The 12,539-nt window shown below is 64.2% G+C and carries 12 protein-coding genes; 7 read left to right on the plus strand and 5 right to left on the minus strand.

Translation table 11 applies throughout. The features are described from left to right. Positions 1 to 258, minus strand: a 258-nt coding sequence (locus IE083_RS15765) for an AsnC family protein (RefSeq protein ID WP_229799572.1), incomplete at its 3' end; no start/stop codon positions are given. On the opposite strand from IE083_RS15765, the gene IE083_RS15985 reads away from it, so the two are divergent. The 4 genes from IE083_RS15985 to IE083_RS03160 all read left to right on the plus strand — a co-directional run bounded on the left by IE083_RS15985 (position 259) and on the right by IE083_RS03160 (position 1,728). Next, a complete protein-coding gene (locus tag IE083_RS15985) occupies positions 259 to 420 on the plus strand; it encodes a hypothetical protein (RefSeq protein WP_308426729.1) in 162 nt (53 codons plus the stop codon). 10 nt (positions 421 to 430) lie between these two features. Next, positions 431 to 988: an AzlC family ABC transporter permease gene (locus IE083_RS03150; protein WP_308426730.1), complete on the plus strand. Its 558-nt coding sequence runs from the start codon at positions 431 to 433 to the stop codon at positions 986 to 988. Between the two features lie 95 nt (positions 989 to 1,083). Further along, the gene (locus IE083_RS15770) at positions 1,084 to 1,311 is read left to right on the plus strand and encodes an AzlD family protein (protein ID WP_308426732.1); all 228 of its coding nucleotides are present in this window, start codon (positions 1,084 to 1,086) and stop codon (positions 1,309 to 1,311) included. A 186-nt stretch (positions 1,312 to 1,497) separates the two neighbouring features. Further along, complete coding sequence (locus tag IE083_RS03160) at positions 1,498 to 1,728, plus strand: hypothetical protein (RefSeq protein WP_189352183.1); 231 nt, start codon at positions 1,498 to 1,500, stop codon at positions 1,726 to 1,728. Between the two features lie 106 nt (positions 1,729 to 1,834). Here the strand turns inward: IE083_RS03160 and IE083_RS03165 are convergent, their stop codons facing one another. Continuing rightward, the gene (locus tag IE083_RS03165) at positions 1,835 to 2,782 is read right to left on the minus strand and encodes a helix-turn-helix domain-containing protein (protein ID WP_229799574.1); all 948 of its coding nucleotides are present in this window, start codon (positions 2,780 to 2,782) and stop codon (positions 1,835 to 1,837) included. A 189-nt stretch (positions 2,783 to 2,971) separates the two neighbouring features. Here IE083_RS03165 and IE083_RS03170 point away from each other — a divergent pair, with 189 nt between their 5' ends. From IE083_RS03170 to IE083_RS03180, 3 genes are read left to right on the plus strand one after another with little or no spacing between them, the layout of a single operon-like run. Further along, complete coding sequence (locus IE083_RS03170) at positions 2,972 to 4,996, plus strand: TonB-dependent receptor (protein ID WP_229799575.1); 2,025 nt, start codon at positions 2,972 to 2,974, stop codon at positions 4,994 to 4,996. Between the two features lie 8 nt (positions 4,997 to 5,004). Then, positions 5,005 to 6,039 carry a class I SAM-dependent methyltransferase gene (locus IE083_RS03175; protein WP_189352184.1) on the plus strand — a complete coding sequence of 345 codons (1,035 nt, stop codon included), beginning with the start codon at positions 5,005 to 5,007 and terminating at the stop codon, positions 6,037 to 6,039. Positions 6,040 to 6,071: 32 nt separating this feature from the next. Next, complete coding sequence (locus IE083_RS03180) at positions 6,072 to 7,346, plus strand: MFS transporter (protein ID WP_189352185.1); 1,275 nt, start codon at positions 6,072 to 6,074, stop codon at positions 7,344 to 7,346. 3 nt (positions 7,347 to 7,349) lie between these two features. Here IE083_RS03180 and IE083_RS03185 read toward each other — a convergent pair whose 3' ends face one another. From IE083_RS03185 to capB, 3 genes are all read right to left on the minus strand, one after another. Next, positions 7,350 to 8,330: an AraC-like ligand-binding domain-containing protein gene (locus IE083_RS03185; protein ID WP_189352186.1), complete on the minus strand. Its 981-nt coding sequence runs from the start codon at positions 8,328 to 8,330 to the stop codon at positions 7,350 to 7,352. A gap of 145 nt (positions 8,331 to 8,475) precedes the next feature. Then, a complete protein-coding gene (capA, locus tag IE083_RS03190; RefSeq protein ID WP_189352187.1) occupies positions 8,476 to 10,560 on the minus strand; it encodes a caprolactamase subunit alpha in 2,085 nt (694 codons plus the stop codon). After that, on the minus strand, positions 10,557 to 12,341 hold the full coding sequence (capB, locus tag IE083_RS03195; RefSeq protein WP_189352188.1) for a caprolactamase subunit beta: 1,785 nt from the start codon (positions 12,339 to 12,341) through the stop codon (positions 10,557 to 10,559). Before capB ends, capA begins: the two co-directional genes overlap by 4 nt. Positions 12,342 to 12,539: the final 198 nt, after the last annotated feature.

Here is a 12,539-nt window from a genome sequence, read left to right on the forward strand (position 1 = left end):
ATTTTGCAGGTTTGCACCCCTTCCTTCACGTCCTCGCTTCAAAACGTCAACAGCCCCTAGCTCGATATTCTGCAAGAAGCGCCCGTCACGCTGCAGCGCGGCAAGGATGCGTCGATCTGTTGCGTCCAGTTTCATTGGTATCCGGTTCCATTGATTGTTTTGTTTTCTAATTCTGCTGCCAATTTCAAGACGAATAATAGCAACTACGCAACCCAATTTCAGCGGGATTGGCAGAAAATAATAAAAAAAGGAGATCACATGAACACCCTGTCAACAACCGAGGCCACCGATGTGGCATCCGCTACCAAATCCGAAGCCATTCGTGGCGTGCGTGCCGCGATTCCGGTCATGCTGGGCTTCGTCTCGTTTGCGCTGGTACTGGGGGGCGCAAGCCACGCAGAAGGGGCTGGGCGTGTTTGAGGTCCCGCTGATGACCGGACTGAATTTTGGCGGCGGTTCCGAGTTTGCCGCCATCCGGCTGTGGACCTCGCCGCCGCACGTGCTGCTGATCGTGGCGATGTCGTTCCTGGTGAACTGCCGCCATATCCTGATGGGGGCGGCACTGGCACCCTATCTGCAGCACTTGCCGGCCCGGAAGGCATTGCCGGCGCTGTTCTTCATGTGCAACGAGAGCTGGGCGATGGCGTTGGCCGACGCGCGCAAGCGTGCGGCATCCCGTATCAGCCTGGCTTACTATCTCGGCGTTTCCTCCGCCTTGTACCTTACCTGGGTGCTGTTTACCGCACTCGGAGCGGCCCTTGGTCCGGCGATTGGCGATGTCGAACAGTACGGCTTCGACATGGCGTTTACCGCCGTGTTTCTGGTGCTGCTGCGCGGCATGTGGCGTGGGGCGCGCGCCTGCCGTCCCCGGCTGGTGAGCCTGGTCGTTGCCGCACTGACCTGCCTGCTGCTGCCGGGAGCCTGGTACGTCGCCGCCGGCGCGTCGGCAGGACTGTTGGTCGCCATCTTGTGGGAGGGCCAGCCATGAGCGATACGCTGACCCTGCTGACCATCGTGCTGACCATCGTGCTGACCATCGTGCTGATGGCCGGCACCACCTACCTGACCTAGGTGCTGGGCTATGTGGTGCTGAGAAAGCGGACACTGAGCCCGCGCATGATGGCCGTGATGGATAGTGTGCCCGGTTGCGTGCTGATTTCCGTCATCGCCCCGGCCTTCGTCTCGGACCGGCCTGCCGATCTGCTGGCGCTGGGCATAATGTTGGCCGCAGCCAGTCGCTGCTCCGTGCTGCCGACCGTGATGACAGGCATCGCCTCAGCGGGCCTGCTTCGCCATTTTCTGGGGACGTGAACACCATGCACACCGCACTTTAAATCACCGAGCACTGGGTCGATACGGAACCGGGCCGCCTGTACGCACGCTGCTGACACCCGCACGGCACATGCCGCACCGGGAGCAGGAGGCGTGGGTCGTCGAGCGGATTGGCTGCTTCCTTTCTGCCGGCATTTGGCCTGCTCCGTCCGAAGGTGAGCCGCTTTGGGCCTGATCGGCATTGGTGCGGCGGCCGGCAGGCTGCCGGCGCTTATCACGTGGGCGGACTGGAACGTTGGCCGCAGTCACCGCAAGCAGCATTCCGGCCTGAATATCTGGATGCACGAGATTGCCGGGCCAGCCCTTCGGGGCCATACGCTGCCGGCGCATTGCGGCGTCGCGCGTTCCTTGCACTGCATCCAGCAGTGCGTGGCCGCAGCTGCAAAAAGACCTTGAGCAGGTTCTTACGGCGACCCGCAGGAAAGACCGCGAGTCCTGTTTACCGGTATGCCGTCGAACAACCCATGTGACCCCGTTGTAATTCGCCTCATCCCGGATACCCTCAGTACTTCGGCCCGAACACGGATTTCGGTACGCAGCCAAAAAACCGAGAGAAGGCTGCGCTAAAGTTGCTGGGATGCTCATAGCCGACCAGATACGCCGCCTCGGCCACCTGGCAGCCGGTTTCCAGTAGTTGCCAAGCCTTCTTCATCCTCATTTCCAGGAGCAGACGATGGGGGCTTTTGTTGAAGCGGTGACGGAAGCCTTCGCGCAGTTTGCTTTCATTGAGGCCGACGGCAGCGGCAAGTTCGGGAACCGTCAGACTCTGGTTCATTCGTGTTTCCAGAATCGCCCTGGCTTCATCAAGCTTATCGATATCCCGTTGGCAATGACGAGGCATGCGTTTGGGCAGTTGCAGGTCCAGGTGGCGCAGCTGCTCGGCCAGCAGGCTGAGGACATGAATGTGGGTCTGCAACTTGTCCTGTGATTCGTCCTCCATTTCCCTTGGCAGGGCATTGATGTGGGCCAGGCTGGCGCCAGTCGTCGGACGATGGGCCAACTGCTGTACGCCTCCTTTTCCACCCAACAGCAGTCTGCAGGCCATTTCGCTCCCCAGGTAGTAGGCCAGCATCTCCGCCCCGATCAGCAGCCGCAACTGCCTCACCCCGCAATCGTACCGGTAATGGCGTTCGCCCTGGATGCAACGGAAGGTCGATACGGTTGTGTGGCCTCTTCGGAAGTGCAGTTCCTTACCGCAGCGCCCCCGGAACAGCGATTCACCGGCCAACCCCAGCGTGATGGCGAGAACCGGCTGTTCCAGTTGTTTGAGGCTTTCCTCCGCAAGGTCCTGCTGCGGCCGGTAGCGTGTCTGGAGAAGGCTGATATCCGGGCCGATGCAAAGGCTGTCAGTCAGGCATTCACCTAGTTCATCCGGCAACTGTTGCCGCACCCAGCCTTGTTGTCGTGTTTCCTGGCGCCTCGGGATTTCGAGTGATATCCGGTATGGCATATGACCTCCTCGTGCGCGTGCCTCCAGTCGGATTGAATGGATTGCATACGGAATACATTGGTTTGGATATGAATAGCAATGAGAGTCATTACTGTTGTGAAATATCATTATTCATCAGACATCTGTCGTCAACCCAGGGGTGACATGGCTGTCAAGCGGTGAGGGCTTCTTTGTCGGACGAGAAGCGAATTGAGCAACAGCTATCTATCTGGAATCAAGAAAATGGAGTCAAGCCGTACAAACTTTCATGGCAAGCGACTTTGGCTGCCGGTTCTGCTGGCAAGCCTCGGCGCAGCGGCACATGCAGAGATTGAACTCCCGGCGGTGACCGTGACGGCCAATAAGCAGGCGCAGTCACTCGAGGCGGTGGCGGCCGGCGTTTCCGTGTTTGCCGGTGACGATCTGGAAGCTGCCGGAATCGACAGCCTTGAAGGCGTAGCCCGGATGACACCCGGCTTCACCTTTCAGGCGTCGGGGCAGTCGGGCCTGCAGCCGCCGGTGATGCGTGGTTTGACGGCCAACATCATGGGGTTTTCGTCTTCGGTTGCGCTGGTGGTCGACGGTGTGCCGACTCTGAGAGGACAGGGCTTCGACGACAACCTACTGGGCATCGAGCGGGTGGAGGTGCTGCGCGGGCCGCAGTCCACGCTGTACGGGCGCAACGCCGAGGCTGGTGTGGTCGGCATCGTCACTCGCAAGCCGGGGAACGATTCCTATGCCGTTGTTTCCGCCGAAGCCGGCAGTCGCGACAAGCGTGTGCTGCGCTTCGATGCGAGCCACGCGCTGGTGAAAGACTCGCTTTACCTGGGTGTGGCCGGCGAGTACTTCGAGCAGGACGGCTTCATCGACAACACCTTCAAGGGGCGCAAGGAGGATGGCCGCGAACGTCACAATGGCCGCCTGGCACTGCGCTGGACGCCTGATGAGCGAACCGATGCCACGCTCCGCTATGCCCGGCGGGATTATCGTGATGCCGGCTCGCTGTGGGGGGCGGTAATGGCGCCGCGCGGCACGGTTCGCTCCGGCACCGACAGTTGGAATGACTCGACCGCGCACACCGTGTCGCTTGACGTATCGCACGACTTGGCACCCGGCCTGCGCCTGCGTTCGATCACGGCCAGCAATGAATTCATCGACCGCATCCTGCAGGACATCGATTTCATGCCTGCGGACGTGCTGCATGTGAGTCGCGATCACCACTTTCGTACGCTGTCGCAGGAGTTCCGCCTGGATGGCAGGTTTGGCCAGACGCAATGGCTGGCGGGCTTCTACGCAGACCGTGATGATCACGATCTGAGCTTCGGGCAGAAGATTCCGCTGGGTTCGACAACGACCTCCGCCACGCAGAAAGGCAGCTCGACGGCATTTTTCACCCACTGGAACATCCCGCTGGCGGATCGCTGGACGGTCACGGCCGGTGGTCGCATCGAGCGGGACGAGGTGCGCTTCGCCCTGGCTGGAGGCCGCGAACAGTCGCGCGAGTGGACCCGCTTCTCGCCCAAGCTGGCCCTGCAATACCAATGGCAGCAGGATGCGCAAGTCTATGCCAGCGTTGCCGACGGCTTTCGTGCCGGCGGTTTCAATGCGTTTGCGCCCGAGGCCTACCGGCGCTACCAGCCGGAGCGGGTGCGCTCCTTTGAACTCGGCGCCAAGGGGCGGCTTCTGGACCGGCGGCTTCGCTACGGCGCTTCGGTCTACCTGATGGACGTGCAGGACATGCAGGTTCAGCAGATCGGCTTGCCCGGTCAAATGTTCCTCACCAATGCGGCATCGGCGCGTCCGGTGGGCGTCGAGGCGGAATTGCAGTACCTGCTTGGTTCGGGCTGGCAAATTCAGGCTGCCCTTGGACTGAATCGCACCCGCTTTCGCGAGTTCAGGGACGGCGCCAACGACTGGAAGGGCAACCACAACCCGCTTGCATCGGACGCCACCGGGCACCTCGGCGTGCGTTACGACGCACCGCAAGGCTGGTATGCCCAGGCTCACCTCAATGGCGCCAGCAAGATTTATCTTGATGCCGCAAACAAATACGGCCGTGCCGGGTACGGTGTTATCGACCTGATGGCAGGCCGCACCTTCGGACACACCGAGTTGTCCGCCTATGTTCATAACGCCGGGAACAGGAAGTACGACACCATCGGCTTTCTGAACGGTACAACCACAATCTACAGCCCGCCGCGCGAAGTAGGCCTTCGATTGACCCATCGCCTGTGAGAACCATCATGCAATTTCAACATCCCCATCCTCTGCAACCCTGCTGGGATCTCGCCCTTGCCTCTGTGCAGGCCGATGCGCTGGCTACCGCACTGAATGTCGGCCTGTTCGATGTACTGACCGAGCAATCCGGCGCCCCGGAAATCGCAGCGCGGCTCGGTCTCGACCCGGACAAGCTGGAACATATTCTGGAGCTGCTGTGGAGCATGGATCTGCTTGAGCTGATCCAGATCCATGCTGGCACAGCGTCGACGCCACGCTACTGCGCCAGCAGCGGTGCAAAGCGGTATTTCGCCAAGCACTCTCCCGACTACTGCGGTGATGCCTGGGCCTTTCGCCTTCGGTCGCTACGCGAGTTTGGCGCGCAGTTGTCGGACCATTTGCAATTACGGGCCAACAAGGAGGAACCGCCACCATCGGTGCCGACCGATCAATGCTGGGCCACGCTCGCCCGGACGAAAATCGTGCAGGAACAAGCGGCGGTTACGGCCGGGGCCGCGCTGGCGATAGTCGATCGCCTGCCGGAACTAAAGCGCGTCCGACATTTCCTGGATCTCGGTTGTGGTCCCGGTATGGTCGCCATTGCACTGGCGCACGCCCTTCCCGAGAGTCATGGCACCGTGTTTGACCTGCCCCCGACCGCCGCAGTGGCAAGGCAGAACATCGAAGCGGCGCAACTTGGTGCACGCCTGTCGGTGCTGGGAGGTGACCTGACCCGCGATGATATCGGCCACGGTTACGACCTCATCTGGTGCGCTTCGGTTCTGCACTTCGTGCCGGATCTGGCGCAGACGCTGCGCAAGATTCGTGCCGCGCTTGCGCCGGGCGGGCTGCTCATCAGCATCCATGCCGAGATTCCGCCCCTGGCACCGCAGGCCGCCACGGTACTGGCGTACTACCTGCCATTGCTGATGCGTGGCCATCATGTCGGACGCCAGGGCGAACTTGCCGGGGCGCTGCTTGCCGCAGGGTTCGACCATGTCGGTACCTTCGAGAGCGACCTGTTCCCGTTGGCGCCAGTGCAGGTGCAGGTGTGCCGATGAGCGCCGGGGATCGGAGTCCGGCGCTGGCCGTAATGAATGATGGTACCCAACACGGCGCGCGGCAGACCATGTTTGGTTTTCTGCATCTGGCCCTGATTGCACCCAGTACCTATCTGGTGCTGGGCCTGCCACTCGTGCTGCGCCAGCACGGCTGGTCGGGTACCGAAATCGGCCTGTTCCAGTTGGCGGGGCTGCCGGCAGTATTCAAGTTCATGCTGGCGGTACCCGTGGAGCGCATGCGTTGGGCGGCCGGTCACTACAAGATCTGGGCGATAGGGGTGTGCCTGGCCTATGCGGCGCTTCTGCTCACCATCGGGCAGCAAGACCTGGCAGCCGGTGGCGGGCGCCTGTTTCTCATAGCGTTGGGGGCGGGGCTGATGGCTACCTGGGCCGATATTCCAGTGAACGCACTTGCCATAAAGGTCCTGCCGCCTTCGGAACGGATGCGTGCTGGTGGTTTCCGCTCGGCGGCGATCTTCCTGGGGGCCATCATCGGCGGTGGCCTGATGCTTCTGGTGCACGAGCGCTGGGGGTGGCAAGCGCCTTTTGTTGCGATGACGATACCTGTCCTGATCGGGATCGGCCTGCTTGTCGTGTTCAAGGAACCTGCGACCGAGCCCTCTGCGGCAAGCACGCAAGGCATTACCGGTCAAACAGCCCTGCTGGCGGGATACTTCAGGCAACCGGGTGCCAATGCCTGGACCCTACTGCTGCTGTCCTACTTCCCGCTGGTGGGGGCGGCATGGATTTATCTCAAACCCTTGTTGCTGGACCACGGATTTGCGGCCAACCAGGTGGCATGGGTGGCCGGGGTGCTCGGCAGTACAGCCGGTGCGCTTGCCAGTATCGGGGCGGCAAGGTTGATCAAAGCCATCGGCGTGGCTCATGCCCTTGCTCTGTTCGCGGGTCTGAACATTCTGGCCCTGGGAGGGCTGACGCTGCTGGCATGTATCGAGGCGGGGCAGATCGCCTTCGCCGCCGGGGTGATGGTGCTGGCTTGCACCATGGGGGCGACATCGGCGCTCGCGTTCGGGCTGATGATGGGTTTCACCCGGCCGCAATACCAGGCAGCCGACTATGGGACGCAAGCCAGCCTGTTCACCCTCAGTCGCCTGCTCATGCTGCCACTGGCCGGAGTGATACTCGACCGCTTCGGGTATGCAGGCATGCTGTCGAGCCTGACTCTGGCCATGCTGGGCGTGTTTGTCTTGGCAATGCGACAGCGGCATCGGATTGACCGGGTGGTGCGCGGTTGCCAGGCGAGCCATGCCAATGCGTTCGCCGAGTGCAAGAACAATGGCTGCTGATATTCAGAGGCAGACCTGGTGCGCCTTGCCCTGCCGCGCCGCCTGCAGCCGCTCGCGCTCCTCGCGCGGGGTACAACCGTAGCGCTGCTTGAATACCCGTGAAAAATGCGACTGGTCGGTAAAGCCCCACTGGTAGGCCAGCTGCGCCAGCGTTTGCGGCTGCGGGCTGCCCAGCGCCTGGCGTGCGCCCGCCAGCCGCTGTTCGCGCAGCCACAGGCCGAAGGTCTGGCCGGTGTCGCGGAACAGGTCGTGCAGGTAACGCACCGAGATGCGGCAGGCGGCGGCGATCTGCTCCGGGGCCAGGCGGGTGTCGGCCAGATTGGCGCGCACATAGCGCTCGATGCGGCTCAGGTGCGCGGCGCGCACGCAGGAGGACTGCGAATCGAGCACCGCCGGATTGCCTTCGGTGGCGGCGACGAACAGCTCCAGCAGTTGCTGGCCGACGAGCGGGTGCAGGCAGTCGTCGCCCTGTTCCAGCCGCCGCCCGACCGCGCCTAGGTAGTCGGCAAACAGCGCGCCGATGCTGTGGCTGCCGTCAAAGGTCACCGCGCAGTAGCGTTCCGGATTGCGCAGCCGTGCGCGCAGCAGGTGGCCGGGGATCTTCAGCACCCACAGGTTGTTGGCGCGGGTGTGGTGGAATTCGTAGGGATCGTTGCTGCGTTCGAGGATGAAATGGCCGGCGCCGCAGTGCGCCTCGCGCCCCATCTGGCTGAAAAAGATGGCGCTCTGCCGCGGCAGCGACACCAGAAACTGCTCCTCGGCGGTGTCGTGCATCTCGCCGCGCACGCGGCGGTAGCTGAGCGGGCCGCTGCTGAGCCGCGACAGCGACTGCTGCCCCAGCTGCCAGCAGCTGAGGTCGCCCTCGAAGCGCGCCGGATCGAGAAAATCCAGCTGCAGGTTGAAATAGGTCTGGCCGATGATTTCCTGCCAGCGGCGATGGCGCTCCGCCGGCGCGGCGGCGGAAGTCGAGTAGTGCTGCATCATGTGTCGTCTCCTCTGGTGCCACCCCGGGATCGAGTCCGCCCGTCGTCGTTGCGACAGGATGCGCGGGTGTGGCGGCCGGCAGGCTGCCGGCGCTCATCACATGGGCCGACTGCAACGTTGGCCGCAGTCGACATTGCATCATTGCCTATTCCGTCCAGCGTGTCAGGCGATAGCTGCCGGAGGCGTGCAATTCCGCCTGCCAGCCGGGGCGAATCACCACAGTGGTGGTGGGTTCCTCGATGGCGGCGGGGCCGACGATGCGGCTGCCGGCCAGCAGCTTGTCGCCGCGGTACACCGGGGTTTCTACCCAGCGGCCGCTGTCGTCGAACAGCATCGGGCGGAAGCCGTCGTGCGCCTCGCGGATGCTGTCGGCGTCCTGCGCCAGGCTGGGCAAGGCCGGCTTGTCCACCAGACCGGTGATGGTGCATTCCAGATTGACCAGTTCCACCGGATTGTGGGGCTCACTGTAGGTGAACAGCGCCTCGTGGCGGGCATGGAAGGCGGCCAGGATGGCGTCCACGCTGGTGGCGGTCAGCTCGCCGCCGGCAATGTCCACCGTGCATTCGTGGATCTGCCCCATGTAGCGCATTTCCACGCTGCGGTGCACGCGGATGTCGGCGGCGTCGAAGCCGTCGTCCAGCAGCAGCTGGCGGCCGCGCTGTTCCATGTCCGCGAACAGCCGGTTCAGCTCGGCCAGGTCCGCTTCGCGGTGCAGGCGCATCGGTGCGCTGGCCAGGAAGTTGTACTTCACGTCCGAGATCACCTGGCCGAAGGCGCACAGGCAGGAGGCGGACTTGGGCACCAGCACGGTTTCCACGCCCAGCTCCTCGGCCAGCGCGGTGATGTGCATGCCGGTGGCGCCGCCGGCGCAGATCAGCGCGAAGTCGCGCGGGTCGTAGCCCTGCTCGATGGAGATGCGGCGGATGCCGTTGGCCATGTTCATGTTCACCAGCGTGTTGATGCCGAATGCGGCTTTTTCCACGCTGATGCCCAGCGGCTCGGCCACGTTGGCCGCAATCGCGCCGCGCGCCTTGTCCTGGTCCAGGCGGATGGTGCCGCCCAGCACCGCGTTCGGCCGCAGATAGCCCAGCGCCAGGTTGCCGTCGGTCACGGTGGCCTGCTCGCCGCCCTTGCCGTAGCAGGCCGGGCCAGGGGTGGCGCCGGCACTGTGCGGGCCCACTTCCAGCATGCCGAAGGTGTTGATATGGGCGATGGAGCCGCCGCCGGCGCCCAGCGTTTCCACGTGGATCATCGGCACGCCGATGCGGTGGCGCAGGAAGTCGAAATTGCGGTTCAGCTGCGTCTGCCCGCCCTTGGCCAGGGTGATGTCGAACGAGGTGCCGCCCATGTCCACGGTGATCACGTTGTCGATGCCGAACGGTTTGGCGATGTACAGCCCGGCCTGCGGCGCCGAGGCCGGGCCGGAGTTGATGGCGTTCACCGCGCGTTCGCGCATTACCGTGCCCAGCGCCAGGCCGCCGTTGCTCTGGTAGTAGCGCACCGGGGCGCGGGCGCCGTGCTCGGCAAAGAACTGGTCGATGCGCTGCACATAGCGGCCCATCACCGGGCTGAGGTAGGCGTTCACCACCGTGGTGGAGGTGCGGGTGTACTCGCGTACCTGCGGGTAGACCTCGCTGCCGCAGCACACGAACACGCCGGGCAGGTGCTGCTCCACCAGCTCGCGGGCGCGGCGTTCGTGCGCCTGGTTGCGCACCGACCACACGAAGCTGATCGCCACGCTCTGCACCTGCTCGGCGCGGAACACCTCGATGGCGGCCAGGATGTCGTCTTCGTTCAGCGGCTCATGCACGCTGCCATCGGACAGCACGCGGCCACGCACCGCGCGGCGCAGCTGGCGCGGCACCAGCTGCGGTGCCGGCGGGTAGCTGGCGTCGTAGCGGTAGCCTTCTTCCTTGTGGCCGAGGCGGATCTCGATGCTGTCTTCGTGGCCGGCGGTGCACAGCAGGCCCACTTTCACGCCCTTGAGCTCGATCAGCGCGTTCAGCGCCACAGTGGTGCCGTTGATGCACAGGTCGCAGTTCTGCACGATCTGGCTGGCGGACATGTCCAGTGCCTCGGCCATCTGCTGCAGGCCGGCGGCAATGGCGCGGGTGCCGTCGTCCGGGGTGGACGGGCTCTTGAACAGGCGCAGCGGGCCGTCTTTTTCTGCCAGTACGAAGTCGGTGAAGGTGCCGCCGGCGTCTACGCCCAGTCGGAATCGCTGTTTCATGCCTGTACTCCTTGTTGGTTCATGCGCTGGCGGGCAGCGGCGGTGGCTGCGGCATCCACATGTTGGCCGCAGCTATCGAGAATCACGCCGTATTCGGTGGCGGCGGCGTCGATGGACACCAGACCGCCCCGCACGTCGCGCAGCACTTCCTCGGCCGGGCGCTGCCACGGCAGGCCGTAGCCGCCGCCGCCCGGGTTGACGTTGCGGGCGCGCTCGCCCGGCTGGATGGTGGTGATCACGTTGTGGCGGTGCACGATGTGCTCGCCCGGCTTGTCGATTTCCAGCCGGCCCAGCTTGCGTTCCGGCAGCGCGTCCACCGCGCCGGCGGCACCCATGGTGCCGATCTGGCGGCCTTCGCCGAAGGCGATGATGGTCATCTCGTGGCCGATCGGTTCCACCTCCCACACCGTGCCGCTGCCGCCGCGGTAGCGCCCGGCGCCGCCGCTGTCCTGCAGCAGGCCGTAGCGGTGGATGATGATGGGGTAGGCGTATTCCAGCAGCTCGATGTCACCGGAGCTGAGCGCGCCGAAGCAGCACAGCGGGCCGCAGGCGTGCCAGCCGTCCATGTAGCGGGTGGCGCCGGCGCCGGAGATGATGGAGGCCAGCACCATGGTCACGTATTGCTCGCCGGTGGCCGGGTTGATGCCGGCGATGTTGATGCCGCTGGCGTGGCCCCAGGAGGCGGTGACACGCTCCGGCGCGGCGGCCTCGAACGCCATGCGCACCGCGTCGGTCAGCGTTTCCATCGGCGTGGTGGTGCAGTTCACGTGCGGCGCCGGTTCTACCGCATTGCACAGTGTGCCCTTGGCGCCCAGGTCCACGCTTACGCAGCGGTACAGGCCCTCGTTATACGGCGGCGGCACCTGCGCGAACATCATCAGCCCGAGGTAGATGCCGGACATCGAGTTGCCGGCGTAGGAGTTGATGAAGTAGGGCACTTGCGGCGGGCTGTCCACGCGGATGTGCACGCTGTCGTCCTTCACCGTGGCGGTGGCGCGGATGGTCAGCGCGCCCAGGCCGTGGCCGGCGTCTTCCAGCACCGCCTCGCCGTGGTAAGTGCCATCGGGAATGGAGCGGATCAGCGAACGCATGTGGCGGTCGGCCATGTCCTTCAGCTCGGCGATGGCGGCGCGCACGGTGGCAAGGCCGTACTTGTCCAGCAGTGCCAGCAGGTTGCGCTCGCCGACGCGGCAGGCGCCGAACTGGGCGTTGAGGTCGCCTTCCTGATCGCGGCGGGCGCGCATATTGCACAGCAGCAGGTTGACCACGTCGTCGCGGCGGCGGCCCTTGTCCCACAGCTTCACCGGCGGGATGCGCAGGCCCTCGGCGTAGATCTCTTTCGCGTCCGGGTTGTAGCCGGCCGGCACCGGGCCGCCGATGTCGGTGAGGTGGCCCTTGCACACCGCCCAGAACACCAGTTCACCCCGGTAAAACACCGGCTTGTACATGCAGCAGTCGAGGATGTGGCTGCCCTGGTAGGCCGGGTCGTTGTGGTAGATCACGTCGCCTTCGTGGATGTCGTCGCCAAAATAGCCGGCCACGGCTTTCATTGCCGGAATCAGCGAACCCAGGTGGATGGGGATGTCCTGGCCCTGCAGGATCATCTCCGGCAGGTGGTCGAACAGCGCATTGCTGTAGTCGTGCGCCAGGTTGAACACGCTGGAGCGGCCGGTTTTTTCCAGCGTCAGCGTCATTTCCCGCTGCGTGGTTTCCAGCGCGCCGCGTATCACGGCCAGCGTGATCGGGTCTACCCGGCCGGCGTGGTGAGGGGCTTGCGTCATGGTGTGTCTCCGTTTATCCGTCGGCCTGCAAGGTTGGCCGCAAGGGGCTGGTCCGGCGCTGCTGCACCGGCCTGTGTCTGTACCTTATGCCCTTGCCGCGCACGGCTCTTGCACCACAGTGCAGGATGCTTGGCCTGTGGGTGCACAGCCATGGCAGACAAAAAAATGCCCCGCACGAGACGGGGCCAATGAGGAGTG

It is taken from the genome of Vogesella fluminis, from assembly GCF_014652335.1.
Taxonomy (GTDB): Bacteria; Pseudomonadota; Gammaproteobacteria; order Burkholderiales; family Chromobacteriaceae; genus Vogesella; species Vogesella fluminis.

Coding starts and splice junctions, on each gene's coding strand:
- IE083_RS03185 (WP_189352186.1), bottom strand. CDS start 8,330: ATGATGCAGCACTACTCGACTTCCGCCGCCGCGCCGGCGGAGCGCCAT.
- IE083_RS15985 (WP_308426729.1), top strand. CDS start 259: ATGAACACCCTGTCAACAACCGAGGCCACCGATGTGGCATCCGCTACC.
- IE083_RS03180 (WP_189352185.1), top strand. CDS start 6,072: ATGAATGATGGTACCCAACACGGCGCGCGGCAGACCATGTTTGGTTTT.
- capB (WP_189352188.1), bottom strand. CDS start 12,341: ATGACGCAAGCCCCTCACCACGCCGGCCGGGTAGACCCGATCACGCTG.
- IE083_RS03165 (WP_229799574.1), bottom strand. CDS start 2,782: ATGCCATACCGGATATCACTCGAAATCCCGAGGCGCCAGGAAACACGA.
- IE083_RS03175 (WP_189352184.1), top strand. CDS start 5,005: ATGCAATTTCAACATCCCCATCCTCTGCAACCCTGCTGGGATCTCGCC.
- IE083_RS03150 (WP_308426730.1), top strand. CDS start 431: ATGACCGGACTGAATTTTGGCGGCGGTTCCGAGTTTGCCGCCATCCGG.
- capA (WP_189352187.1), bottom strand. CDS start 10,560: ATGAAACAGCGATTCCGACTGGGCGTAGACGCCGGCGGCACCTTCACC.